Annotated in this window: 18 protein-coding genes; 11 read left to right on the top strand and 7 right to left on the bottom strand. The window is 39.0% G+C overall.

The features are described 5' to 3' along the window. The first annotated feature begins 49 nt into the window (after positions 1-49). On the top strand, positions 50-2,422 hold the full coding sequence (locus COE25_RS12950; protein WP_098932934.1) for an alpha-L-arabinofuranosidase C-terminal domain-containing protein: 2,373 nt from the start codon (positions 50-52) through the stop codon (positions 2,420-2,422). 289 nt (positions 2,423-2,711) lie between these two features. Further along, the gene (locus COE25_RS12945; RefSeq protein ID WP_098932933.1) at positions 2,712-4,103 is read left to right on the top strand and encodes a glycoside-pentoside-hexuronide (GPH):cation symporter; all 1,392 of its coding nucleotides are present in this window, start codon (positions 2,712-2,714) and stop codon (positions 4,101-4,103) included. 67 nt (positions 4,104-4,170) lie between these two features. Here COE25_RS12945 and COE25_RS12940 read toward each other — a convergent pair whose 3' ends face one another. Continuing rightward, a complete protein-coding gene (locus COE25_RS12940) occupies positions 4,171-5,406 on the bottom strand; it encodes a helix-turn-helix domain-containing protein (protein ID WP_098932932.1) in 1,236 nt (411 codons plus the stop codon). 162 nt (positions 5,407-5,568) lie between these two features. On the opposite strand from COE25_RS12940, the gene COE25_RS12935 reads away from it, so the two are divergent. After that, a complete protein-coding gene (locus COE25_RS12935; RefSeq protein WP_098932931.1) occupies positions 5,569-7,869 on the top strand; it encodes a glycoside hydrolase family 3 C-terminal domain-containing protein in 2,301 nt (766 codons plus the stop codon). A 383-nt stretch (positions 7,870-8,252) separates the two neighbouring features. Here the strand turns inward: COE25_RS12935 and COE25_RS12925 are convergent, their stop codons facing one another. Next, positions 8,253-9,296 carry a LacI family DNA-binding transcriptional regulator gene (locus COE25_RS12925; protein WP_088086487.1) on the bottom strand — a complete coding sequence of 348 codons (1,044 nt, stop codon included), beginning with the start codon at positions 9,294-9,296 and terminating at the stop codon, positions 8,253-8,255. A 408-nt stretch (positions 9,297-9,704) separates the two neighbouring features. Here COE25_RS12925 and COE25_RS12920 point away from each other — a divergent pair, with 408 nt between their 5' ends. Genes COE25_RS12920 through COE25_RS12900 form a run of 5 tightly spaced genes read left to right on the top strand, consistent with a single transcriptional unit; the run spans position 9,705 to position 16,234 of the window. Then, positions 9,705-11,141 carry an L-fucose/L-arabinose isomerase family protein gene (locus COE25_RS12920; RefSeq protein WP_098932930.1) on the top strand — a complete coding sequence of 479 codons (1,437 nt, stop codon included), beginning with the start codon at positions 9,705-9,707 and terminating at the stop codon, positions 11,139-11,141. Positions 11,142-11,158: 17 nt separating this feature from the next. Further along, positions 11,159-11,989, top strand: a complete 831-nt coding sequence (locus COE25_RS12915) for a transketolase (RefSeq protein WP_088086489.1) — start codon at positions 11,159-11,161, stop codon at positions 11,987-11,989. After that, a complete protein-coding gene (locus COE25_RS12910; RefSeq protein ID WP_098932929.1) occupies positions 11,986-12,954 on the top strand; it encodes a transketolase family protein in 969 nt (322 codons plus the stop codon). The genes COE25_RS12915 and COE25_RS12910 overlap by 4 nt, the downstream gene beginning before the upstream one ends. Before the next feature lie 9 nt (positions 12,955-12,963). Next, a complete protein-coding gene (gene glpK / locus COE25_RS12905; protein ID WP_098932928.1) occupies positions 12,964-14,454 on the top strand; it encodes a glycerol kinase GlpK in 1,491 nt (496 codons plus the stop codon). Positions 14,455-14,482: 28 nt separating this feature from the next. Then, positions 14,483-16,234, top strand: a complete 1,752-nt coding sequence (locus COE25_RS12900) for a DUF5605 domain-containing protein (protein ID WP_098932927.1) — start codon at positions 14,483-14,485, stop codon at positions 16,232-16,234. Positions 16,235-16,421: 187 nt separating this feature from the next. Here COE25_RS12900 and COE25_RS12895 read toward each other — a convergent pair whose 3' ends face one another. Then, positions 16,422-17,306 carry a LysR family transcriptional regulator gene (locus COE25_RS12895; RefSeq protein ID WP_088086493.1) on the bottom strand — a complete coding sequence of 295 codons (885 nt, stop codon included), beginning with the start codon at positions 17,304-17,306 and terminating at the stop codon, positions 16,422-16,424. A gap of 170 nt (positions 17,307-17,476) precedes the next feature. Here COE25_RS12895 and COE25_RS12890 point away from each other — a divergent pair, with 170 nt between their 5' ends. The 3 genes from COE25_RS12890 to COE25_RS12880 all read left to right on the top strand — a co-directional run bounded on the left by COE25_RS12890 (position 17,477) and on the right by COE25_RS12880 (position 22,888). After that, positions 17,477-20,362 carry a 2-oxoglutarate dehydrogenase E1 component gene (locus COE25_RS12890; RefSeq protein WP_098932926.1) on the top strand — a complete coding sequence of 962 codons (2,886 nt, stop codon included), beginning with the start codon at positions 17,477-17,479 and terminating at the stop codon, positions 20,360-20,362. Positions 20,363-20,452: 90 nt separating this feature from the next. After that, a complete protein-coding gene (gene odhB, locus COE25_RS12885; RefSeq protein ID WP_098932925.1) occupies positions 20,453-21,712 on the top strand; it encodes a 2-oxoglutarate dehydrogenase complex dihydrolipoyllysine-residue succinyltransferase in 1,260 nt (419 codons plus the stop codon). Between the two features lie 207 nt (positions 21,713-21,919). Next, positions 21,920-22,888, top strand: a complete 969-nt coding sequence (locus tag COE25_RS12880) for a helix-turn-helix domain-containing protein (RefSeq protein ID WP_098932924.1) — start codon at positions 21,920-21,922, stop codon at positions 22,886-22,888. A 54-nt stretch (positions 22,889-22,942) separates the two neighbouring features. Here COE25_RS12880 and COE25_RS12875 read toward each other — a convergent pair whose 3' ends face one another. From COE25_RS12875 to COE25_RS12860, 4 genes are all read right to left on the bottom strand, one after another. Continuing rightward, positions 22,943-23,950, bottom strand: coding sequence for a FecCD family ABC transporter permease (locus COE25_RS12875; RefSeq protein WP_098932923.1), 1,008 nt, complete (start codon positions 23,948-23,950; stop codon positions 22,943-22,945). Then, positions 23,947-24,948, bottom strand: coding sequence for a FecCD family ABC transporter permease (locus COE25_RS12870; RefSeq protein ID WP_098932922.1), 1,002 nt, complete (start codon positions 24,946-24,948; stop codon positions 23,947-23,949). The genes COE25_RS12875 and COE25_RS12870 overlap by 4 nt, the downstream gene beginning before the upstream one ends. Before the next feature lie 70 nt (positions 24,949-25,018). Beyond that, entirely contained in the window at positions 25,019-25,942 is a 924-nt protein-coding gene (locus COE25_RS12865) for an iron-hydroxamate ABC transporter substrate-binding protein (protein ID WP_098932921.1), read from the bottom strand. Then, on the bottom strand, positions 25,893-26,738 hold the full coding sequence (locus tag COE25_RS12860) for an ABC transporter ATP-binding protein (protein ID WP_098932920.1): 846 nt from the start codon (positions 26,736-26,738) through the stop codon (positions 25,893-25,895). The genes COE25_RS12865 and COE25_RS12860 overlap by 50 nt, the downstream gene beginning before the upstream one ends. Positions 26,739-26,899: the final 161 nt, after the last annotated feature.

Here is a 26,899-nt window from a genome sequence, read left to right as displayed (position 1 = left end):
AAAAATCAATAAAAAATTATGAAGAAATTGTTCAGTTGGAGGGATTTTGTTGAATAAGTCAGCAAAAGTAATCATTGATACGAAAGCTAAAAAATTTCCTGTAAGTCTATCATTATATGGTCTTTTCTTCGAGGAGATTAACCGTGCTGGTGATGGAGGAATTTATGGGGAGTTAATTCGAAATAGGTCTTTTGAGGATACGATCATTCCTGACCGCTGCGAAGTAGAGGGATGTGAATTGCATTCACCGGCAGGGTGGGTTTCACCTTTTGAAGAAGCCCCGGGATCAATCCCAGGCTGGCATCTCCGCACGGATGATCCGAATAGTAAAGCAGGCATTTCCCTAGATAGAAATGACCCTATTAATAATGAAAATCCTCTTTCTCTCAGGGTAGAGATTGAAGAATCATTGGATAAATGGATTTCAGTATATAATGAAGGATTTTGGGGAATCCCCTTGAAAAAAAATGAAAGATACAATTTATCTTTCTATGCAAAAAAGGACGCCACATTTTCGGGAGATTTGGAAATCACTCTTGAAAATAAAAAAGGTGTAAAATTGTTCTCAAAACCTTGTGAAATAGTATCCGAAAATTGGCAGAAATATGAGCTGGTATTAGAAAGTAACGGCGAGGAGTCAGAAGGAATTCTAGCATTCTCTACGAATGAAAGAGGAACTTTTTGGCTTGAGTTTGTTTCATTATTTCCCCAAAAAACCTTTATGGAAAGGAAAAATGGCTTACGACCAGATTTAGTTGACAGGGTTACAGACCTTAAGCCGAATTTTTTGAGATTTCCTGGTGGGTGCTTTGTAGAAGGTTTCTCAGTGGAAACGGCTTTTCGCTGGAAGAAAACGCTAGGGGATGTAACCGAGAGGAGTTCTCACTGGACGCTCTGGCATTACCGGTCAACAAATGGTTTAGGCTACCATGAGTATTTACAAATGGCAGAGGATCTTGGCTTAGAGCTTATGTACGTCGTAAACTGCGGGCTCACTTGTCAAGGAAGACCAGGAGAGCAGGTCCCAATAGAAGATCTTGATGAATGGATTCAGGACATGCTGGATGCGATCGAGTATGCGAATGGACCTGTTACAAGCAAGTGGGGTTCTCTTCGTGCTGAAAACGGCCATCCAGCTTCTTTTAATTTGAAATATATCGAAATAGGGAATGAAAATTTTGGACCCGAATACAATGTCCGCTACAAATTGTTTTATGAGGCAGTAAAAGCAAAATATCCTGAAATTATCACAATTTGGAATACACATTGGGAGGTAGGAACAGAGACGAAAGGCTTGCCGGTCGAAATAGTAGATGAGCATTTTTATGCTGATTTTGATTATTATGTCATGTATCACGATATGTATGATAGTTATGATCGGAATGGTCCGAAGATCTATGTTGGCGAATATGCAATGATACTTGGCAATGGAGCGGGCGCTCTCAAAGGAGCGATAAGTGAAGCTGCGTTTATGACAGGGATGGAACGAAATCAGGATATTGTCGTGATGTCTTCCTACGCTCCATTATTTGCAAATGTCAATCATATTAACTGGACACCTAATCTCATTTATTTTAATGGAACGGATTCGTATGTATCGCCATCCTATCATGTTCAAAAATTGTTTGCAGAAAACAGGGGAGATATAGTCCTAGAAAGTAAAGTAGAAACAGAAAGTCGCTTCCCTTCATTTAAAGGTGAAGTAGCAATCACACAAAATGACCTTCAGAAGATTAAAGAAATAAGCATTACAAGTGGTGACCAACTTCTATTTAAGAGTGAAAACTTAACAGAAGATAACTCATTAACTCGCCTTGAATGGAATGTACTGCGGATTGGCGAACCTTCTTGGAAAGAATATACAGTTACTATGGATGCAACGCTAGGGCAACAGGGGCTAAAAATTCGACTGCTTGACAGCACAAAAGAATGGCAGCAAAACTATATTCTTTGGGAGTTAGACTCAAATGGTGAGAGTCGGTTACTTCATATCAATGGATGGTCTCGAGTGAAGCTGACCCCTAATCAAGCTGTGAATGTTAATCCAGATGGTGCTCATCATTTATGTGCCAAAGTTACAAATGATTCTATTTATTGCTATCTTGATGGTCGGCTGGTGCATGAGTATAAAATAGTAACCATACCGTATCTCACTTCCGTAACCACCCTTGATGAAAAGAATAATGAGGTAATCGTCAAATTAGTTAATGCCTCTGAGTTTAATCTACGAACATTGATTGATATTGAGGGGAAAGAGAAACTAGTGGGTAAGCAGATTATTTTAACCTCTGACGATCCAAACAATACAAATACAATGGAAGACCCTAACAAGGTAATTCCTCTTGAAACTGTATTGCAGTTGGATAGTAATATGTATGAAATCCCTGCTTATAGTGTAGTCATTTTAAGAATTGAGCTATAATTATTTCTTCTATGGTCCAGGTGCTATCCTGGACCATTTTTATGTAATTTCACTATCCTTATAAGGTAATCTCAGAATATTTATTTATTTTTGATAAAAGTTAAAAAATACTATTTATCCTAAAATAATACCATAAACTAGCTTCCTATCTATTTATACTATAAATAAATAAAGCGCTTTAAAAATACAAAATAAATTAATTTATTATTTTACCTCATGTTGAAAAGAGTATGACAAATTAAAAATCAACAAAAATGAAAACGTTTTAACTATCTAAGGAGGAAAAACCATGGCATTAAGAGAACAAGATTTACTAAAAGTAAACCATACTTCAAGTACAAATCAAAAGCTGTCCTTATTAGAAAAAGTTAGTTACGGTTTGGGAGATACGGGTTCAAACTTAATTTACACGGTTATAACCACTTATTTAACGTATTACTTTACGGATGTTTTTGGAATTGGGGCGGCTGCAGTTGGTACCTTAATGTTAATTGCAAGATTTGTAGATATGATTGATAGTCCGATTTTTGGGGTCTTGATCGATAGGACAAATACTAAATGGGGAAAATCAAGACCTTGGATATTGTGGTCCAGTATTCCATTTACGATTGTTTCCATCCTTCTCTTTATGGGACCGGAATTAAGCGCTTCCGGTAAATTGGCCTACGCTTACATATTTTATATTACAGCCAATGTGTTATATGCAGCCGTTAATAACCCATTAACAACAATGCTCCCAAGTATGTCAAGCGATGTTCAGGAAAGAACCGTTGCCAATGTGTTCCGTATGTTAGGCGGACAGGTGGGCGGATTAATTGTTAACTTATCTTTATTACCACTCGTTGCTTATTTTGGTGCTGGCAATCAGCAAAAAGGTTTCTTCTATGCGATGGCACTATTCTCTGTTATTGGTTTAATCTTGTTCTTTGTTACCTTCCTAAACACAAGAGAACGTGTTCAAAATATCTCTGGTAACGAAGCTATTCCTGTAAAAGAAAGTCTAAAAGCAATAAAAGGCAATCGCCCATGGATGGCTGTTTCCTTATTAGGAATCGTCTTCTTCATGTTGTATATCATGAAATTGTCTGCCGGAATTTATTACATGACTTATAACATCGGTAAGCCTGAAATCATTTCTACGGTCAACACCCTTGCAATGTTTTCACTTGTTGGTATTTTGGCAGTGCCTTTCTTAACAAAGAAATTTAGTAAAGTACTATTAATTAATACAGGAATTGCTATCAATATCATTGGTCAATTAATCATCTTTATAGGTGGAGATAATGTATCGATAATTATTGCTGGAACGATCATAGGATCCATCGGTATGGGATTGCCAGCAGGGTTACTGTTTACCTTAATGGCAGATACTGTTGACTATGGTGAGTGGAAATCAGGAGTCCGTGCCCAGGGGATCCTTGTATCAGCTGCAGGAATAGGAATTAAATTAGGATCTGGACTGGGTGGTGCGATTCCTGCTTGGTTACTGGCTGCCGGTGGTTACGTTGCTAATCAACAGCAAACAGAGACTACTCTGCAAATGATTTCTCTTAGCTACCTTTGGCTGCCAATTATTTTTAGTGTTGTATCCATCCTTATTATGGCTTTTGTCTATAAATGGGAAAAGCCGCATCATGAAATTATTGCTGAATTAGAAGCCAGACGAGCAAAACGTAAATGAACAGATAGCTGATTACTAAATTCATTTATAATTTTTGAAGAGACCGTGGCAGACATACACGGTCTCTTTAATTTATAGGATTATCTTTAAAATGCTTGGGGGTAACACCTGTAAATTTCTTAAACACTTTTATAAAATAGCTTTGATCCGTAAAGTTTAATAGAGTACAAATTTCGGAAAGAGAATAGGAAGTTAATGTTAATAAATTTTTTGCTTCATCTATTTTCACTTTTTGAATATATTCGCTCAAAGAAACTCCTGTTTCTTTTTTAAAAAGCGAGGATAAATAATTTGGAGTCAATTGTACCTGCTCTGATAATTGAGACAATGTAATGTTTTCATATACATGGTTAAAAATAAAATTCTGACAGAGTGAGATAGGTTTAGAATACTGTTCAATTTGGCTTGTGTGAACTCTTTCAGCAAAGTCACCAAATGCTTTTTCCATTAATTTCTTTACCTCATGAATATCCTGTAATTCTTCGAGTCTTTGAATATATAAATCACTTAAGGAATAGGCGATTTCTGGATATAAACCGCCTTCCATTGCAGCTCTAGTGGCTAAGGTAATGCCTGAAATGGTTAAATTCTTTTCACTTCTTAATTGGCTATTCTTTGATAGGACTCCATATTCAAATTCCTCATTAGCGATGTTCAAATAGTTTAACAGTTCCTCTTTTTTTCCTTTTGTTATTGCTCCAAAAAGTTTCTTTTCAATTAAATAATCATGATGGAATTTAGTATTTTGACGTCTTAAAGATATTTCCAAGTCGGGACTTTCAGTAAGAACCTCCTGATGCTCCATTATTTGATTTTGTTTGATAACATTTTCTGTATCCAGTAATTGATGATAGATCATATAGTGGACAAGGATACCGGCACGTGCCAAGTCATGTAGCTTCATAACTGGAAGTGATTGATAGTAAAGAATAATGAATTCTTGATCGATAAAAAATCCAAGGTCATGATTCATCCTTCTTATCATGTCTTCAGAGTAATTAGTAAAAACGGATGGACCGCCAATAATACTCCCTTGGAATGTATCTCCACCCTGTAAATTAACAATCAAGTAATTTTCAAGTAATTTAGTCGATTTGATGATCGGGTATTCTGATGAATCATCGTTCCTCATTAGCTGTCTTAAATAGTCTATTTTTGCAAGGTTTAGTGGGTTTTGTCTATAACCTGATGAGGATTCAAAAAGTAATTCACCGGTTGAATCAAATAGGTAAAAAGGAATTTTCAAAGTCTCATTCATATGCCTGCAAATATACTCTAAGTGGTCTCTATTAAGATATGGCATGCTTAGTTAGTTCCCCTTTTAAAGTAAACGAATTCAATATTATTTAATTTAGTTAATAAGATAATACTATTTTTCGATAAATATTACCATAACTAACAACGAGAAATTAATACAATATAAAAATAGAAAGCGTTTTCTATTAACCATACTAGGAGGTTCACAATGCGAGATATCAAACAATTAATTTCACAAATGACATTAGAAGAAAAAGCGAGCCTATGCTCTGGATTAGATTTCTGGCATTTAAAAGGGATTGAACGACTAGGGATTCCATCTCTTATGGTGACAGATGGGCCGCATGGTCTTCGCAAGCAGGCACAGGGTGCAGACCACTTAGGGATTTATAACAGTGTCCCGTCCACTTGTTTTCCGTCAGCTGCCGGAATGGCCAGCTCTTGGAATCGCGAACTCATTGAAAAAGTAGGGATAGCTCTAGGTGAGGAGTGCCAGGCAGAGGATGTTGCGGTTTTACTTGGACCAGGAGTGAATATTAAGCGTTCACCGCTTTGTGGAAGAAACTTTGAGTATTTCTCTGAAGATCCTTATTTAGCTTCAGAAATGGCGGCCAACCATGTTAAAGGGGTTCAAAGCCAGGGAGTCGGAACATCTTTGAAACACTTTGCAGCTAATAACCAGGAGCACCGCAGGATGTCAACGGATGCTGTTGTTGATGAAAGAACATTACGCGAAATTTATTTGGCCAGTTTTGAAGGCGTGGTCAAACAGTCCCAGCCATGGACAGTTATGTGCTCCTACAACAAAGTAAACGGTGAATACGCCTCTGAAAATGAATATTTGTTAAATGAGATTCTGAAAGATGAATGGGGTTTTGAAGGCTTTGTCGTTTCCGACTGGGGTGCGGTGAATGAACGTGCAGAAGGATTATCAGCCGGATTGGAACTTGAAATGCCATCTAGTAATGGCATCGGTGACCAAAAGATTGTCGACGCTGTGAAGAGTGGTAAACTGTCTGAAGAAAAACTCAATAAAGCAGTTGAACGATTATTGCGGATTATTTTTATGGCCGTTGATCATAAAAAAGAAAATGCTGTCTATGACAAAGATGCCCATCACCAGCTTGCCAGAGAAATGGCAAGGGAAAGCATGGTGTTATTAAAAAATAAAGAAGCAATTCTTCCGCTGAAAAAAGAAGGAACCATTGCCGTTATTGGAGAATTTGCTAAAAAGCCAAGATATCAAGGCGGGGGAAGTTCTCATGTAAAACCGACAAAGCTTGAAAACATTGTGGAAGAAATCGAAAAAACTGCTGGTAAAAACACGAATGTGTTATATGCTCAAGGATACAGTCTCGACTCTGACGAAATTGACGGAACGCTTCTTGCAGAAGCAAAAGAAGTGGCGGCTCAAGCTGATACGGTGATCCTTTTTGCCGGGCTTCCTGATCGGTATGAATCGGAAGGCTATGACCGCGAACATTTGCGCATGCCAGAAAACCACCGTCTATTAGTCGAAGCAGTAGCGGAAGTGAACCGCAATATCATTGTCGTGTTAAGCAACGGCTCACCGATTGAAATGCCATGGATTGGAAAAGTAAGAGGTATACTTGAAGCTTATTTAGGCGGACAAGCACTTGGAGGTGCCATCGCAGATTTATTATTTGGCGATGCAAATCCGAGCGGAAAATTGGCAGAATCGTTCCCTAAACAATTAAGCGATAACCCTTCTTTCTTGAACTTCCCGGGAGAAGGCGACAAAGTGGAATACAAGGAAGGTATTTTTGTCGGTTATCGTTACTATGATACGAAAAAAGTTGAACCGCAATTCCCGTTCGGATTTGGATTAAGCTACACTACTTTTGAATATAGCAATCTTTCAATCAGTCAAAAAGAGATTCAAGATACCGAAACGGTGGCAGTCAGTGTAACCGTTAAAAATACAGGTGATCGTGCTGGAAAAGAGATTGTGCAGCTTTACGTAAAAGATGTTAAGAGCAGTGTCAACAGACCTGAAAAAGAGCTGAAAGGCTTTGAAAAAGTAGACTTGCAGCCAGGTGAGGAAAAAACGGTTACGTTCTTATTAAATAAGCGAGCATTTGCTTACTATAATGTGGAAATGAAAGACTGGCATGTGGAAACAGGAGAGTTTGAAATTTTAGTAGGAGAATCGTCGCAAGAGATTGTCCTTAAAGATATCATCGTTGTTCAATCAACAGTTTCCATTAGAAAGCAGGTTCACCGCAATACCTTAATTGGTGATTTGCTGGCAGATCCAATTTTACTACCGTTAGCGACGGAATTATTAAATAAACACAATCCATTCCCGAATTTAGGAGCAAATGAAGGGGATGCTGCCGAAATGATGGAAGCCATGATGAAATATATGCCTCTTCGTGCATTAGTCAACTTCAGCATGGGTGCGTTTACAGAAGAAATGCTAACAAATCTGATGGACGAATTAAATCGATTCTCGGGTAGTAATGAAACTAATTTTGTTAAGAAATAAGTAGATTACACCTTATTTGCCCCCCTTCTCACTGAGTAGGGGGGCAAATAAATAAGATATATTTTAGTTCAAATTACTCTGCTTAAAGTTTCTATAAGGAAAAGAATTCATTATATAAACTAAAATTTGTTTAGCGTGTTTAGTAGCAGGAAAAATTTTTGCTTGACCCAAAGAAATCCTAATGGAAAGGATTACAATAACCGCATTAAAAAAAACAAATTTAAGCTGTCTCACAAGTTTATTTTAAAAATAAGTAACCCACGGAAAATTACATTCCGTGGGTTTTTGCCATGGCAACCAACAGGGGTTCAAAATTCACCAATCGGAGTCTGTAAAGTTCCGAATAGAGGTTGTATTAAAACCAAATTTTGATTTAATCCTTCCTAGTTTGTTTCTTTGTTTACTGCACATGAATTCCTTTCAATGAGTTCTGTATCAACAAACAATTTTATTTTATCAGAGTCATTATTTTCAATCTGTCTAATTAGTTTTTCTACTGATAGTAATGCGATCCTGTCTTTTTTTACATGTATTGTCGTTAGTTCAGGAGTAATCACTTGTGATTCAAAAATGTTATCAAAGCCGATAACAGAAATGTCCTCCGGGACTTTTATACCTAATTCAGTGAGCGATTTAATTACGCTAATGGCCATATAATCCGCTTCACAAAATAAGGCAGTGGGTAATTGACCCATCCGTTTATTGATTTTTTCTTTAAAAGCATCTTGGGATGAAATCACTGTTGGGGATAATGAAAAGTAATTACTTTCGGCAATTTTTAAACCGTTTTCAGTGAGTGCTTGCAAAAAGCCTTTTTTCCTCATGTCAAAATTATACATTCTTGTATTTGACCCTACATAACCAATTTGCTGGTGTTCCAACTCCATTAAATATTGTCCTGCCTGGTACGCACCATATACGTTGTTCATCACGACAAAGTTTACATCTAACGTTTCAAAACAAGTATCCAGGACAACGATATTTGGCTGTATGTCTGCAACTAGATTAATTTGCTCTGGCGTTAAGTTGGTACCTAACAATAATATGCCTGCCGATTTTTGTTCTTGTTCGAGCCTCGATACTTCTTCTTGAAGGCTTTCTATACTGATAGATGAAACCAACAGAGAATAACCACTGGAGCCGATTTGTTTGTCAAGATTATGAATTAACTCCATAAAAAAAGGGAGCGATTCATATTGCTCTGTTACTATTCCTGCATTTGTGCAAGCAATAAATCTCAATAATTTTGTGTTTGGCTGAAAATATTGATCAGCTTTAATAATAGGGCGCGGAATGTATCCATGTTCTTGTGCGATTCGTAAGACTTTCTCGCGCGTTTTTTGACTTACCCCATTTTTTCCATTCAACGCCAGAGAGACAGCGGATTTTGAGACATTGGCTAATTTAGCAATATCATCTATTTTCATAAATATAACACCTACCTAGTTGATAAAAGTACTGATCTGTTTTATAAACTTATTTCATTTGATTATAGCATAAGACAAGTTTTTTCAGTGGATGTTTAGTAAAATAAATCAATTTATATACAAATATTCAGTAGTAATTCGGTAGTATTTATACGTTTCAAGAGAAAGTTATTAAAATTGCTTAAATAAAAAAGTTTACATAAAACTAAGAAATCAACTAAATAAATTTATCAAAATAATTGACTGATAATTTAATTGTTGATATTATTGACTAAAGTAGTTTATATAAGATAAATAATTTTAGTTTATTTAACATTTTTGTTTTTTGAATGCGCTTTAAATAAAATGAGTGTTTTAGTATGTTTAGTTGAATTTAGTTGATGTGAAATTGCTTAGGAGGCATAGGGAATGGAAAAGATTAAGCTTGGATTCGCACCCACTCGAAGATTTGTATTTAGTAAAGAAGATGCATTGAAGTTTAAACAATTAATAAGAGAGAAAATTGAGAGCTTTGGATTGGAAATGGAAATTGTTGATTTGGAAGGGATTAATGAAGAAGGGTTGTTGCATGAACGATTAGAAGAACCGGCCATTATTAAACGATTTAGAGATGCAGAGGTGGATGCTGTATTCTTCCCACACTGTAACTTTGGAACAGAGGATATTGTTGCACGAGTAGCAAAAGCAATTGGAAAACCTGTTTTACTTTGGGGTCCAAGGGATGAGGCTCCACTGGAAGATGGGATGCGCCTTCGTGATTCACAATGCGGAATTTTTGCAACTGGTAAAGTGCTAAGAAGATTTAATGTTAAGTTTACATATATTACGAATTGCAGTGTGGATAGCCCTGTTTTTGAACGCGGGTTTAAGAATTTTATTGGTGCAGCCAATGTTGTAAAGCAATTTACTAATCTACGAATCTTGCAAATATCGACTAGGCCCTCTGACTTTTGGTCTGTTATCTGCAATGAGGGTGAATTGTTAGAGACGTTTGGAATACAAATTCATCCGATCACTCTCGAAGAGTTGAAAAAAGGAACATTGAAGATAGAAAAGTCTGATAGCCCAGAATTAGATGAAGCAATTGGCTATATCAAGGAAAAGCTTGATTGGAGTGGAGTAACAGAACAGGATGTCCGGCGAATCGCTTCATTAAAAGTAGCGATGAAACAAATGGCTGCAGATACAGGAAGTACAGCGATTGCGATTCAATGCTGGTCAACCTTACAAGATATTATTGGCATTATGCCATGTTTGGCAAATGCGATTTTGACAGACGAACAAATCCCAGTAACCTGTGAAACAGATATACATGGTGCGATAACTTCCATTATGGTTCAAGCAGCTACATTAAATACAAAACCAACGTTTTTCGCAGATATTACAGTACGTCATCCTGAAAATCCAAATGGAGAGTTATTATTCCACTGCGGAAATTTCCCTGTATCGTTAAGTGTAGAAGAAAAGCCAAAGCTAAACAAACATTTCTTATTTGATGATCATTCTCCAGGAACTCATGAAGGAGAAATAAAGGGTGGAGAAATGACGCTTGCACGTTTTGACGGAGATCATGGTGAATATTCTATCTTTCTTGGAAAAGCAAAGGGCATTGAAGGTCCATTCACCAGAGGTTCATACGTTTGGGTGGAAGTAAATGACTGGCCATTATGGGAAGAAAAGTTAGTGAAAGGACCATATATTCACCACTCAGTAGGTGTCCACGCGAACGTTATCCCGGTCCTGTTTGAGGCATGTGAATATATTCCTGGGTTGAATCCTGATCCAGTAGATCCAACTGAAAGTGAAATTAGAGCATGGCTTCGTGGGAGCGACCTTAATAAATAAAGCTGGGGGTAAAAAGGATGAGTAAAATTGAGTTTCTAAAACGTAAAGCAACAGAAATTCGAATGGAACTGCTAAAAATGATTTATGAGTCGGGTACCGGTCATACAGGTGGCTCTCTTTCCAATACCGATATCTTAACGGTTCTTTACTATCATATTATGAATGTGGATCCAAAGAATTCTAAATGGGAAAATCGTGATCGATATATACAGAGTAAAGGGCATGCCGTTGAATCATACTGGGCGATATTAGCAGATAAGGGGTTTTTTCCAAAAGAGGAATTAAAAACATTCTCTCAATTTAATACAAGATTAATAGGTCACCCGAACAATAAAGTGCCTGGTGTAGAAATGAATACAGGTGCGTTGGGACATGGGTTGCCAATCTCAGTTGGTATGGCCTTGGCTGCCAAAATGGATGAAAAATCGTACCGAGTCTATACCTTAATGGGGGACGGCGAGCAGGCAGAAGGGTCAGTTTGGGAAGGGGCTATGGCTGCTTCACAGTACAAGCTGGATAATTTAGTCGCTATTATTGATCGCAATAGATTGCAAATAACAGGAAGTACCGAGGATGTTATGTCCCTTGAACCGTTAGGGGATAAATGGAGATCGTTTGGCTGGGAAGTCGTAGAAGTAGATGGAAATAATATCGAACAGTTAGTAGAAGTTTTGAGCAATACGCCTAGAGTGAGCGGAAAACCAACGATGATTGTTGCCAATACAGTCAAAGGTAAGGGAATTTCATTTGCTGAAAATGTAGCAAAATGGCATCATTACGTACCTAATAAAGAAGAATATGAATTAGCAATGGAAGAACTTTCAAAGCAACTGGAGGTGCTACAATGACTAAAGAGGCTTTAAAAAGTGTAAAAGGAAATATGATCGCTAATCGTCAAGCTATCAGTGAGGTTTTAGAAGAATTAGCGAAAGAAAATAGAGATATTTTAGTCTTAACCAGTGATTCCAGAGGATCAGCTTCTCTTGTGAATTTTGGGAAAGAATTACCGCATCAAATTGTAGAGGTCGGAATTGCAGAACAAAATCTCGTTGGGATTGCTTCGGGCTTGGCGGCTTCTGGTAAAAAACCATTTGTTGCATCACCTGCTTGTTTTTTAAGCATGAGAAGTATTGAACAAATCAAAGTAGATGTTGCGTATTCCAATACAAATGTGAAACTAATCGGCATTAGCGGCGGCGTTAGTTATGGTGCACTAGGCATGTCTCACCATTCTCTGCAGGATCTCGCTGTGACCCGTGCCATTCCTGGTCTAGATGTAATGATGCCAGCGGATCGTCATGAGGCGAAAAAAATGATTAAAGCATTAGTTGAATATGATCGACCGGTATATCTTCGGATTGGTCGCAATCCAGTTGAAGATTCATATGTATCTGAAGACTATGAGTTTCAAATTGGTAAAGCAGTGACGATGAAAGAAGGAACAGATATAACCATTATTGCAACTGGCGAGACGGTCAGAATTGCATTAGATTCCGCAGAAGCCCTTCAACAGGAAGGAATCGATTGTCGGGTTATCAATATGCATACGATCAAACCGTTAGATAAGGAAGCAATTCTAAGGGCTGCTCAGGAAACAGGAAGTATTATCACCATCGAAGAGCATAGCATTTATGGCGGTTTAGGTTCAGCGGTAGCTGAGGTTGTTTCACAAAGCCACCCGATACCTGTCAAGATTCTTGGTCTGCCAGACGAACCAGCTGTTGCAGGAAAAACAGCTGAAGTGTTTGAACACTATGGATTAAGTGTAACCAATGTTAGGAAGATTGCCATGCAGATGGTGAATAATGGATGAGGTGTTCCTATGACAAACGAGAAATATATTCTTTCGATTGATCAAAGTACATCGGGAACAAAAGTATTGCTCGTTAATACGAGAGGACAAATAATTCATAAATGTGCTTTAAGTCATACAAAATACTATCCACACCCAGGATGGGTAGAGCATGATCCGGTTGAAATCTATGAAAATGTTAAAACACTGTTGGAAGAGATGGTTCAAACATCAGTCGTCTCACAAGAAAATTTAGTTGTTTTAGCGATTACAAATCAACGAGAAACGATAGTCGTTTGGGATAAAGAAACAGGAATCCCAGTTTATAATGCTATCGTTTGGCAATGTCGAAGAACGTCTGACAAATGCCAAGAGTTAAAAGAGCAGGGATATGAACATCTTATACAATCAAAAACTGGGTTAAAGGCAGATCCATATTTTTCTGCATCTAAGGTAAAATGGATAATGGATCATGTAGATGGCGTCAAAGAAAGAGCAAGAGAAGGCGAGCTCCTACTTGGAACGATTGATAGCTGGCTCATCTGGAAATTAACAGGCGGGAAAGTCCATGCAACCGATTATTCGAATGCAAGCCGAACACTTCTATTTAATATTCATACCCTTCAGTGGGATGATGAGTTGTTGGAACTTTTTTGTATCCCAAAAGAAATGCTTCCTGAAGTAAAAGATTCCAATGAACTATTTGGTGTTACCGAGGATCCCGCTCTTCCGTTCACACAACTTCCTATCTCAGGGATAATTGGAGATTCTCAAGGTGCTTTATTTGGGCAGAAATGTTTTGAGCCGGGCATGGCCAAAGCGACATATGGTACAGGCACTTCCGTACTGATGCAAACTGATGAATTGGTGGATGGTACCAATGGTTTAGTCACTTCCATTGCATGGGGAATGAATGGGAAAGTAAGTTATGCACTGGAAGGGATTATTAATAGTACCGGTGACACAATTAAATGGCTGAAGGATCAGCTCGAATTGATTGATGAAATTGATGAGGCTGAGCAGTTGGCAAGTTCTATATCAGATAATCAGGGTGTCTATCTTGTACCAGCTTTTGTAGGCTTAGGAGCTCCTTACTGGAAACCGTACACTCGTGCCGCAATTATGGGAATGACCCGCAATACCGGAAAACCACATATCGTGCGTGCAGCATTAGAAAGTATCGCTTATCAGGTTAAGGATATTATTGAACTGATGCAATCAGAATCCAATATTCAAATAAAAAGTGTAAAAGTGGATGGAGGCGCAACAAGCAACCGCTTCTTAATGCAATATCAAGCAGATATGTTGGATAGCGATGTTATTGCTTCAGAAGTAGCCGAACTATCTTCAATGGGTTCTGTTTATTTAGCGGGTTTAGGAGTCGGAATTTGGAAATCTAAAGATGAAATAAATAAACTTAATCAGGATCATGAATTGTATCGCCCATTGATGACAAGTGATGTAAGAGATAAGTATTATCAAGGGTGGAAACAGTCAGTAAATGGTGTTTTAGTATATTAAATAATTCTACCAGCTGGAGGTTATCATTTTGGAATTTACAGAAAAAACGAAACTAGGTAATGTTTTGTCTAATAAAGAAGCTAGGGGCATATTGGAAAAACATATTCCTCAACTTTTTGATTTAATGCTTGATCCAAGTCTAGGTACATTTATTAGGTTAGCTGATTTACCACAGCTTGCTTCGTATATTCCAGAATTAACACTGACGTCGGAAATTGTAACAGCACTGCAGCAGGATTTGGCAAAGGTCTCGGAGGAGTCGGAGGACAGCGGTGAGATTACACCTGCTACTGATTATGAAAATGAATCGGTGCCTAGAGGTTCGGCGGCGATTACACTGCCTGATCATGTCGACAAGTGGGGCGTATTCGAGTTGAAATTGCAGGGCCCGGATCACGGAAATCCGTTTGTCGACGTAGCTCTAAGTGCTGAATTTAGTTTTGAAGATAGAACACTGGAAACACTAGGTTTCTATGACGGAGAAGGCGTTTACCGGATTCGATTTATGCCTGACACTGAAGGCAGCTGGGCATTTCGGACGAAAAGCTCCGCCAGATCACTTGATAGGATTGAAGGTCAATTTGTCTGTAAGGAAGCATTGGAGGGGAATCAGGGTCCGGTTCGGGTACAAAACACCTTTCATTTTGCTCATGAGGACGGAACAAGGTATATTCCGGTCGGTACGACTTGTTATGCCTGGGTCCATCAGGAGGAAAATTTGATTAAGCAAACACTGGAAACGCTTGGAACATCTCCTTTCAACAAATTGCGTATGTGTGTTTTTCCGAAATCGTATTCTTTCAATACCAACGAACCTCCCTTTTACCCGTATGAGGGATCGATTGAGGAAGGTTGGGATAATACTCGATTCAATCCATTGTTCTTTCAACATTTGGAACAAAGAATTATCGATCTCGGAAAACTTGGTATCGAAGCAGATTTGATTTTGTTCCACCCATATGATCGATGGGGATTTGCGGATATGAAAAAGGGCGCTGACGATCGGTATTTGCGATACATCGTTGCCCGTCTTTCCGCCTATCGGCATGTTTGGTGGTCTTTGGCCAATGAGTACGATTTAATGTGGTCTAAGAAAATAGATGATTGGGAACGTTTTGCAAAAATTATTACGGAAATTGACCCTTATAATCATTTGATCTCTATCCACAACTGTTTACAATTTTATGATTACAACCGACCATGGATTACTCATTGCAGCGTTCAACGCATTGATGTATACAAGACGGCAGAAAGCACTGATGAGTGGCGGAAACAATGGAAAAAGCCAATTGTTATAGACGAATGTGCATATGAAGGAGACATTGATCAAGGCTGGGGCAACATTCCTGGTGAAGAAATGACACGCCGATTCTGGGAAGGTGCCTTAAGAGGAGGATATGTTGGGCATGGTGAAACATACCTGCGTCCAGATGAGGTTTTATGGTGGTCTAAAGGCGGCAAACTGCATGGAAGCAGTCCCGATCGTATTGCATTCTTAAGGGGCATCATGGAAGAAGGTCCAAAAGTTGGATTGAATCCTTTGCAAATGTCATGGGATGCACCTGCGGCAGGAATACCGGACGAATATTATCTTTTCTATTACGGCTTTAACCAGCCTCGCTTCAGAGAATATCGGATGAAGCCAGAGACGAAGTATAAAGTAGAAGTAATTGATACGTGGAATATGACAATTAACGAATTGGAAGAAATCTATGAAGGAAAATTCCGAATCGAGCTCCCTGGCAGACAATACATGGCAGTCAGGATGTCAAGGATCTAATCTATACAGTTATCTTCCCTTGAAAGTTTGAAAATATTATATATTTTAATATAGTTACGAAACAAAAATCAGCCAGGAAGCGTCTCCGGCTGGTTTTTTTGTTCGATATATTCTTTTTTGCATTGTCAGCGATATTGACATTTAGGAACCTGTTTGCTCAATAAATTCTCCACTGAGCTTGTTAAATTCAATTGTCCTTCCAATCAAAGTTTTCAATAAAGCGTACAAATGCCTTAACAACATTCCATTCCAGAGATTCCTTATGATAATACATCCACGTTCTTCGCAATATGGGATTTCCTTCTTGATCAAGTAGGTGGATTTTATGTAAATCTTCTATACCGGTAAGTACCCTGCTGGACAGGATGCCATAGCCTAAACCATTTATAACCATTTCCTTACACGTATCAACTTGGTCAACTTCTATACTAATAAAGGGCGCTTGCGAATAATTTTCACCCCACCAATGATCAATTACTGATTTTAATAAATAATCTCCTCTATATTCGATTCTAGGAAGACGAGGGAGATCCATTATATCAATCTCATCCATTGACGCAATGCATATGTCTTCCTCAAATAATTGATGTTTTGATAATCCCCGCCAACCATAGTCTCCTCGAACAAAGCTGATATGAACATCCTTATTGTGTATAAGTTGAGTTACGTCTCTGCTCCACCCTGTAACCACTTTGAATTCCACATGTGGATATTGCATTTTAAATAATTTCAAAACATATGGAAGTTCATAATTCGCGAAAAAATTGGATACCCCCAATTTCAACGTACCTACCACTTCGTCACTTTCGTTATTACTCATATTTTGGACATTTTCTTTAATCTTTTCATAATGAGCAAGGGCCTCCTCAGCACAATGAACAAGATATTCTCCTTGTGGGGTAAAATGCACTCCTCTGCTTTCACGAGTTACGATTTTAACGCCAAGTTCTTCCTGCATATGCTTTAATCGAGTCGTTAACGCGGGTTGTGTAAGAAATAAGAGGCGAGCTGTTTTTGTTAGATTCTTTTGATGATAAAGCACCTTTAGTATTTCCCAGTCACGGTAATCCATTTTTCCACCTATCTATCTGATATAAATATTTTTTATAGATTAATATAATTTTTTAGCATTTTATTTATTTCAATTATTACATTATCCTTATCCTAAAGCAATTGATAATTACTTCATTAAATAATCCGAAACAAAACATATAAAGTAACACAACAATGGGGGAATTGGGAATGGGAGTACAAAAAAACGAACATAATCCATGGCGGAAATTTAATGGTCCAAACCTGGGCTATGTAATCGAACAATATGAGCGGTACACGAACGGTGAAGACACCCTTGATCCAAAATTAAAAGAGCTTTTTATTAAATGGGGCTCCCCTTTGTCATTTGAATCAAGTCATACCGAAGAAACCATCAATAATGAATCAGTTAATCCTGATAATTCCATAAATATACAGAAAGTACTTAAAGTGGTAAAACTGCTTGAAGATATTCGTTCAAACGGTCATTTAGCGGCAAACATGAACCCATTAGAGGGGAATCTACAAAATCAAGAGTTGTTTAATCCAGAAAAACATGGGGTAAGTAAGCAAGATCTGAAAGCGATTCCATCCAAACTTGTTTGGGAGGAGGCACCAGCAGGTATTCAAACCGCATGGGATGCTATCAACCATTTAAAGCGTAGTTATACCTCCACACTAGCCTATGAATTTAACCATGTGCAACATATGGATGAACGAGCATGGTTAACTCAAATGGTGGAAACAGGTTCTTTGCATCGCTCCTTATCTAAAGAAGAACAAACGAACTTGTTACAGAGTCTGACAGAGGTTGAAGGATTTGAACAATTTTTGCATAAAACCTTTGTCGGTCAAAAGCGATTTTCTATTGAAGGCGTTGACATGCTTGTCCCGATGCTGAATGAAGCCGTGCACGAAGGTGTCGGGGATGGAGCACGTAATGTAGTGATTGGAATGGCGCATCGCGGCCGCCTAAGTGTTCTTGCGCATGTGTTAAACAAACCATACAGAAAAATGTTCTCTGAATTTCAGCACTCGTCTGCCAAACAACAGGGTCCGTCAGAAGATTTGGTCGACATAAGTGAGGGCTGGACTGGAGATGTGAAATACCATTTAGGCCGAAATCGATTCATGGAAGGCCCCGGAAACGTTCGCGCACGTATTACTTTAGCCAATAATCCGAGTCATCTTGAATTTGTCGATCCGGTAGTCGAAGGTTTTGCAAGAGCTGCCCAAGAAGAACGAAAGTCTGCCGGTTACCCTAAGCAGGATGTTAAGAGGGCGTTTGCGATTTTGGTCCATGGTGATGCAGCCTTTCCGGGCCAGGGAATTGTAGCGGAGACCTTGAATTTAAGCGGGTTAAAAGGATATCGAACAGGTGGAACCATCCACATCATTGCCAACAACATGGTCGGCTTTACGACAGATAGCCACGATTCTCGTTCAACGAGATATTCGAGTGACTTAGCAAAAGGATTTGAGATTCCGATTGTACATGTAAATGCGGACGATCCAGAAGCATGTCTGGCTGCCGTTCGTCTGGCTTATCAATACCGAACTCGGTTCCAAAAGGACTTTTTGATTGATTTAGTTGGGTACCGACGATTTGGCCACAATGAAATGGACGATGCAGCAGTCACCCAGCCACAGGTTTACAAAAAAATCGCGAACCATCCAACGGTAAGAGAAGTGTATTCCAAACAGTTGCAAAATAGTGGCATTCTCATACAAGATGAAGTTGAGCACATTAACCGCAGCGTGCAAGAACTGTTGCAGGCTGAGTTTGAAAAAGCGTCCGAGAAGAAGCAGAGTGAACCCCTTGCAGAAGTAGAGGTTCCGAGGGTGATCGCCAAAGGAATTCCACCGGTAGAAACAAGCGTGCCCCTTGGTACCCTTCGTGAATTAAACCAAGATTTACTGAAATGGCCGGAAGGTTTTCATGTATATCCAAAGTTAAAACGAATTCTGGAGCGCCGTAATTCGGCACTAGAAGAGAACGGGAAAGTAGAATGGGCGGTAGCAGAAGTGTTGGCATTTGCGTCGATGTTAAAAGATGGTACGCCGATTCGTCTAACCGGCCAAGATTCTGAGCGTGGAACGTTTGCGCAGCGGCACATTGTTCTCCATGATTCGGAAACAAACGAAACCTATTCACCACTGCACCAGCTTCCGCAAGCACAGGCTTCGTTTGCTGTTCATAATAGTCCGCTGTCGGAAGCAGCGGTTGTAGGTTTTGAATATGGATATAATGTATTTGCTCCTGAAACACTTGTCATGTGGGAAGCACAATATGGCGACTTTGCCAACACAGCACAACCCCTCTATGATCAATTTGTTTCATCCGCAAGAGCGAAATGGGGGCAAAAATCAGGGCTTATTCTCCTGTTGCCTCACGGGTATGAAGGCCAAGGACCGGAGCATTCAAGTGCCCGTCCGGAACGCTTTTTACAGTTAGCAGCTGAAAACAACTGGACAGTTGCCAACCTGACAAGTGCGGCCCAATATTTTCATATTTTACGCCGTCAAGCTTCCATCTTAGGTACAGAGTTTGTTCGGCCATTGGTGATTATGACACCAAAGAGTCTGCTTCGTCACCCGTTGGTTGCTTCTACTGGTACTGCGCTAAGCGAAGGCCATTTCCAAACAGTAGTGGAACAGCCTCAGCTCGGAAAAGAGACAGACAAGGTAAAGCGTTTAGTATTAACAACTGGTAAGATGGCCATCGATCTTGCTGTAGAGATCGAATCAAAGAAAGAAGATCAAAACTTAGAAGAGTTACACATCGTTCGAATCGAACAATTGTATCCATTTCCTCAGGAAAAAGTAGAAGCAATCTTGAAGCGTTACCCAAACTTGAAGGAAATCATTTGGGTACAGGAAGAACCGAAAAATATGGGTGCGTGGCACTATATCGCCCCAATTCTCTTTGATCTTGCTTCCGGCAGCCTGACAGTTGGTTACATTGGACGTCAGGAGCGTTCAAGTACGGCAGGCGGCGATCCAATCGTTCATAAAAAGGAACAAGAACGCATTATCCAACAGGCTTTGAACTATATAGAGTCTGGAAGATACTCAGAAACAAGAAAGAGAGTTTAGTTCTAACTAACCATCATCACTCACAAATTACGATAGTTGAAATACTTGCATAATAGGAGACTTACCATCATACCTAGGAGGATACACCACATGATAGAAATAAAAGTACCAGAACTGGCAGAATCCATTACAGAAGGTACCATTTCACAATGGCTCATTAACATTGGTGATAAAGTGACCAAAGGAGATAGTGTTGTTGAGCTGGAAACAGACAAAGTGAATATCGAATTAAATACCGAATACTCAGGTATAGTTTCAAAATTATTAAAAGAGACGGGCGATATCGTCGAAGTAGGCGATGTAATTGCGATTATCGAAGAGAATACGGCTGCAGGAGCCACTCCAGGCACTCCAACTGTTCCAGATGCAGCTCCGGAAAGACCGGCAGAAGAAACTTTTAATCAACAAAGCAACCAACCTGAGCCAGAACTTTCGATAGCCGCACGTCCAATTGCTTCACCAGCAGCAAGAAAATTGGCAAGAGAACGGGGAATCGATTTACACCAAGTAAGCAGCCGTGATCCACTTGGCAGAATTAGAACAGAGGATGTAAAAGCATATACACATACACCTGCGGTTAAAGAAGAACCAAAGTTGGAAAAGACCAGCCCAAAACCCGTCGTACAACAAATAGATGAAGAGTTTGACAAACCAGTAGAACGTGTGAAAATGTCCCGCCGACGTCAAACCATCGCTAAACGCTTAGTAGAAGTCCAGCATACAGCGGCGATGTTGACCACATTTAACGAAGTGGATATGTCTGCTGTTATGGATTTACGCACTAAGCGGAAAGACGCCTTTTTCGAAAAACATGGGGTTCGTCTTGGGTTCATGTCGTTCTTTACAAAAGCCGTGGTTTCGGCTTTGAAGCAATTCCCGCTTTTAAATGCTGAAATTCAAGGCGATGAATTGATTTTGAAGAAGTTCTATGATATCGGAATTGCCGTGGCAGCACCAGAGGGGTTGGTCGTACCGGTTGTACGCAATGCGAACCAGAAAAACTTTGCCGAAATCGAACAAGAAATCAGTAATCTCGGTAAAAAAGCTCGTGATAATGCCCTTACTTTAAATGATTTACAAGGTGGAACATTTACGATTACAAACGGCGGAGTTTTCGGTTCATTAATGTCAACGCCAATCTTGAATAGTCCGCAAGTGGGGATTCTCGGTATGCATAAAATCCAATTAAGACCAGTAGCGATTGATCGTGAACGAATGGAAAACCGCCCGATGATGTATATTGCCCTTTCTTACGACCATCGAATTGTCGACGGTAAAGAGGCTGTTAGCTTCCTAGTTGCAGTGAAAGAATTGTTGGAAGATCCGCACTCTTTATTATTAGAAGGATAAATCTTATTGATTTGCTAGTTTAATTCTAAAAGACCAAACAAAAACAGACCTTTGAGGTCTGTTTTTGTTTATTTAATCAGAAGTAAACAAAGGTGTGTTCCTGAAATAAGGAACATGTCTTTTGTTCTATGGAGTGAAGAGAGATATGATATGATTTGACTTAACGAATGCAACGCTGGGAGAGAACACAGGAAAAAGGTGAGTTGTATGAACTATGACCTTCTAAATGAACTTTTACAGATTACGGATGAAGAGAAAAGCATCCTTGAGCAAAAAACGGAAGTAAGTAAAGACATATACACAAGTAAGACAAATTTTATTATTGAAAGCGAAAAATTCCTTAGCAAAGACAAAATGATCATGGTTCGAAAGCACACTAGATTTGTTGATTTCCCCTTACATAAACATGACTATATAGAAGTCAATTATGTTTATAACGGGGAATTGAATCAAACAGTTGGCGGCAGACAATTAACCCTGAAAAAGGGAGAACTTCTTTTATTAAATCAGCATATTGAACATGAGATCAAGGCCTGTTCCAAAGAAGACATTGTCATTAATTTTATCATTCGTCCTTCTTTCTTCGACTTTATTTTTTCCTTTTTAAGTTCCGAAAATATAATCAGTGATTTTCTGCTTAATAGCTTATATAACAACACGCAGAACGGTCAATTCCTTTATTTTAAAGTGGCTGATGTACCTGCTATTCAGGATATGATTGGAAAAATGATTGAGGAAATCATGCATCCTTCTGCTTTCTCAGAGTCAACCATTAAACTGTATATGGGGCTTTTCTTGATTGAACTGATTAAAAATTCTGATAAGGTGGAGAGAAAAGAAGAGGCATCTATCAATCACTATTTGGTAGTAGAGTCACTTAATTATATTGAAGAACAGTTTAAGGACGCCTCGTTATATGAATTAGCCGATCGATTGAAACAATCTCACTATGGTTTAAGTAAAACCATAAAAAAGGCTACCTCCTACACATTCAAGGAGCTTCTGCAAGAGAGGCGACTTATCAAAGCGAAAGAATTATTGGAAGGAACCGACATGGCGATTGCTTCAATTGTGGAGCAGGTTGGCTATGATAATATCAGTTATTTTTACCGGATATTTAAAGGGAAATATGGACTGACACCGAAGGAATTCAGAAAGAGGACAATTCGAGCATGAGCAAGGAAGTATAAAGAAACAATGAATCCCTCAAATATTGGGATTCATTGTTTCTTATTTTTTCAATAACAAATACATAAAGTACGGAGCACCGATTAAGGCAACCATTATACCAGCTGGAATACCATTGGGTTCAATCAAATTCCGTCCAATTGTATCAGCAATGAGTAAGAGCCAACCGCCTATTAGAATGGCTAAGGGAATAAATAGTTGATTTCTAGGTCCTACCAACGCTTTTGCTATATGGGGAGCCATCAATCCGATAAAGGAAATTCCTCCCGTAACTGAAACGGCAGAAGCAGCAAGGGCCACGGCTGTTACTAGTAAAACGATCCGTTCCTTTTCTATCGAAACACCCACACCGATGGCTACAGGCTCACTTAGTCCGAGAAGATTCAATCGATTAGCCTTGAATAATGTGTAGGGGATTAGAATCAATAACCAAGGTAAGAATGCCCAAATAAAAGGCCAATCCGTTCCCCAAATATTCCCTGCTAACCATTTAGCAATAAAATCTACTTTTTCCCGTTCGGCAGATGAAATCAGGACAATCATCACCCCAGAAAGTGCCATCGAAAGACCAATCCCAACTAGAACTAATCTAACCGGCTGCATGCCAGTATTTCTTTTATATGAAAATAGATAGATTAGTGCGGCAGTTAGTATCGCACCGCAAAAAGCAACAAGGGGAAGCACGTAGACAAATGAACCTGCTTCGATCGGGAAAAACAAAAAGAAAACGGTAATAGCAACACCTGCTCCAGAGTTTATCCCAATAATACCAGGGTCAGCAAGATCATTTCGTGTGATTCCTTGTAAAATAGAACCAGATAAGGCCAAGGCCATCCCTGCTAACAATGTAATAATCATTCTTGGTAAGCGGATAGAAAATAAAACAAAATCTTCTTTAAACGTTCCATGTCCGAGAAGGGTTGGTATGAGTCTGTCATAGGAAAGGGAGGAGTAGCCCAAACCCATGGCAATAATACTTGAAATCAATATGAGTACTAATAAAATAGATAAAAGCAATCGCTGTTTTTTTAATAAAGAAGGTTGAATCATGAAAATACTCTTCCTCCTTTACGAACAATAACAAGGAAGAAGGGCAACCCCATTACAGCCATTATTGCAATGATAGGTGTTTCGTAAGGAGCATTAATTGTTCGGCCAAGGGTATCAGCAAAAAGCATAAAAGTGGCACCAGAAATAGCGGACATTGGAATGATGAAACGGTAATCCGTTCCGACGATTGCGCGAACCAAATGGGGAACCATTAAGCCGATGAAGGCCATATTCCCGACAAGTGCCACAGAAGCACCAGCTAATAGAATGATCACTATAAATAGAATCGTCTTTATTTGAGTGGTTTTTTGACCTAGTCCAACGGCAACTTCTTCATTTAAGCTTAAAATGGTAAGCTGTCTGGAGAGAAAAAGTGACACAAGGATCCCAATAATAATAAATGGGACGATGATTTGAAGCTGTTTCCATGACGTCCCAATCATCCCTCCAGAAGTCCACATGGAAACGTTTTTGGAAAATTTGAAATAAATCCCAATTCCTTCTGCAACTGCATAAAGGAAGGCAGAGACCGCTGCTCCAGCTAAAACAATTCTAAGCGGAGAAAAGCCGCCTTTCTTTATGGAACCGATACCAAAAACCATCAATGTTCCAACAGCAGCCCCCACAAAACAAGCGATCGTCAAGCTGAAATAATTGGCAGAAGGGATAAACGCAATGGTTATGGCAAGTGCCGCATTCGCACCAGCTGTTAATCCAAGTAAACCAGGATCTGCTAGTGGATTTCTCGTCAGTCCTTGCATGATTGCTCCTGAAACAGCAAGAGCAGCACCAACAAAAATGGCTGCCGCTGCTCGTGGAAATCGGATTTCACGGAGCATCGAAGTGGCATTATCACTTACATTTGAAGTTAACGCTCGCCATACATCCTTGACAGTAGTATCTGCCGCTCCAAAAACACAGGCAGCAATGGTCATACCAGCAAAAACAAGGAAAGCAGCGATAATTTTATATACAAAGGGGAAATTTTCTTTTGTCATCAGTCTCTCATCTTTTCTTTCCTAGAATAAGGGAAGAGGGAATTCTTGAATAAGAATCCCTCATAGATTATTAATTTCCGAGAAATGACTTCTTAAAAAAGTCTAATTGCTTATCTAATGTAACTGGGTCACTAAAGGAAGCACCGTTTCCATTTAGTTCAAAGACACGATTGTTTTTAACGGCTGGAATATTCTTGTATGTTTCTGTTTCTTGGAATGAGTGATCCGCATCAGCGTATTTACTAAGGATCACATAGTCCCCAGCATACTCAGGAAGTACCTCTGCTGAAATCGCATAGTAACCAGATTTCAATGCCATTTCCTTCACCTTATCAGGCATTTTCAAATTCATGGCCTGATATAAGATTTCCGTTCCTCTTGCCCAGTTATTGCCGAATACATATAGATCCTTATCATAAGCTTCGATGACTGAAACCGTTGTATCTTCACCAATTTTTGAACGAATTTCGTCTCCCGCTGTTTTGGCCCGTGTTTTGAAGTCATCAATCCAAGCTTGGGCTTCTTTCTCTTTATTTAACAATTTTCCGATTTCTAGGTGTTGAGTTAAATAATCGGCTTTCCCCCAAGTATAAGTTACAGTTGGAGCAATTTCTTTTAATTTATCAAGGTTTTTAATATTGGATAACCCAATGATTAAATCTGGTTCTAATTCGATAATTTTTTCTAGGTTTTCATCAGATACTTCTGCGACATCTTTTAATTCTTCTTTAAAAGTGGGATTATTTTTAGACCAAACATCTACACCAACGATATTTACACCTAAATCAATGACATTACCGGTGAATCCTGATAGCAAAATGACACGTTTTGGGTTGGCAGGGACTTCTATTGGTCCATTTTCTGATTGATATGTAATGGTTTTTGGTTGTTCTTCTTTTTTACTGGAACTCTCTTCTTTTCCTGAGGTCTCGTTACTGCAGGCACTAATAATTAACACTAGGAGCAGGATAAACGGAAATAGCAGCTTTTTCATTATTAATTTCTCCTTTTAATAAGTTGTAAGTAATACACATGGGCTTATTTGTTCGTGGATCTCGTCCAATTTGGGCATCAATTTGGAAAACTTTTTTCAACACTTCAGGATTCATAACTTCCTCGCAATCTCCTGCCTTGACGATATGGCCCTCTTTCAAAGCAATTATATAGTCAGCGAAACGCGCAGCATGATTTAAATCGTGAAGGACCATGACAATTGTACGTTCCTGTTCAATGTTCAGCCGTTGAAGAAGCTCTAGTACTTCCAGTTGATTGGCCATATCTAAATAGGTGGTTGGTTCATCCAAAAAGATGATGTCCGTTTCTTGAGCAAGAGCCATGGCAATCCAAACTCGTTGTCGTTGACCTCCTGATAAGGAATCGACTGAACGAAACTTAAAGTCTAGTAAACCTGTGACTTCAAGTGCCCAGTCAATAACTTCATAATCTTTTTTCGTTAAGCGGCCAAAGCCTTTTTGATAAGGAAAGCGGCCATAGGAAACCAGCTCACCCACTGACAATCCACCGGCACTTTCAGGTGATTGCGGGAGAATGGCCATTTTTTTTGCAAGAATCTTGGTATTTTCCTTTGAGATATCTTTTCCATCTAACAAAACGGTTCCAGATTGCTGCGAAATAATCCGTGTGATTGCTTTCAATAATGTAGACTTCCCGCAGCCATTAGATCCGATGATGGTTGTAATTTTACGATCGGGTATTTTCACACTGAGATTTTTAACAATCAACTGTTCATCATAGCTAATGTTTAAATCCTCTGTATATAACCGAACCATTATTGACCTCCTTTTAAACAAGAGTTAGTAACAACATGTTGTTGATAATGATTATCATTTTCAAACCTAACTATATTCGGTCGATTTATTTCTTGTCAATAACTATTTTTTTAGTTTTTCAGAGAATCGTTGTGAAAAGAGTGGGAAATCGTTGATAGGAC

This window comes from Bacillus sp. AFS031507, assembly GCF_002584635.1.
GTDB lineage: Bacteria > Bacillota > Bacilli > Bacillales > Cytobacillaceae > Neobacillus.
The sequence above is the reverse complement of the archived record's forward strand: the minus strand, read 5'-3'. Positions and strand labels throughout refer to the sequence as shown.

Coding starts and splice junctions, on each gene's coding strand:
- COE25_RS12920 (WP_098932930.1), top strand. CDS start 9,705: ATGGAAAAGATTAAGCTTGGATTCGCACCCACTCGAAGATTTGTATTT.
- COE25_RS12915 (WP_088086489.1), top strand. CDS start 11,159: ATGAGTAAAATTGAGTTTCTAAAACGTAAAGCAACAGAAATTCGAATG.
- COE25_RS12860 (WP_098932920.1), bottom strand. CDS start 26,738: ATGGTTCGGTTATATACAGAGGATTTAAACATTAGCTATGATGAACAG.
- COE25_RS12910 (WP_098932929.1), top strand. CDS start 11,986: ATGACTAAAGAGGCTTTAAAAAGTGTAAAAGGAAATATGATCGCTAAT.
- COE25_RS12940 (WP_098932932.1), bottom strand. CDS start 5,406: ATGCCATATCTTAATAGAGACCACTTAGAGTATATTTGCAGGCATATG.
- COE25_RS12880 (WP_098932924.1), top strand. CDS start 21,920: ATGAACTATGACCTTCTAAATGAACTTTTACAGATTACGGATGAAGAG.
- COE25_RS12870 (WP_098932922.1), bottom strand. CDS start 24,948: ATGACAAAAGAAAATTTCCCCTTTGTATATAAAATTATCGCTGCTTTC.
- odhB (WP_098932925.1), top strand. CDS start 20,453: ATGATAGAAATAAAAGTACCAGAACTGGCAGAATCCATTACAGAAGGT.
- COE25_RS12895 (WP_088086493.1), bottom strand. CDS start 17,306: ATGGATTACCGTGACTGGGAAATACTAAAGGTGCTTTATCATCAAAAG.
- COE25_RS12935 (WP_098932931.1), top strand. CDS start 5,569: ATGCGAGATATCAAACAATTAATTTCACAAATGACATTAGAAGAAAAA.
- COE25_RS12865 (WP_098932921.1), bottom strand. CDS start 25,942: ATGAAAAAGCTGCTATTTCCGTTTATCCTGCTCCTAGTGTTAATTATT.
- glpK (WP_098932928.1), top strand. CDS start 12,964: ATGACAAACGAGAAATATATTCTTTCGATTGATCAAAGTACATCGGGA.
- COE25_RS12925 (WP_088086487.1), bottom strand. CDS start 9,296: ATGAAAATAGATGATATTGCTAAATTAGCCAATGTCTCAAAATCCGCT.
- COE25_RS12945 (WP_098932933.1), top strand. CDS start 2,712: ATGGCATTAAGAGAACAAGATTTACTAAAAGTAAACCATACTTCAAGT.
- COE25_RS12875 (WP_098932923.1), bottom strand. CDS start 23,950: ATGATTCAACCTTCTTTATTAAAAAAACAGCGATTGCTTTTATCTATT.
- COE25_RS12890 (WP_098932926.1), top strand. CDS start 17,477: ATGGGAGTACAAAAAAACGAACATAATCCATGGCGGAAATTTAATGGT.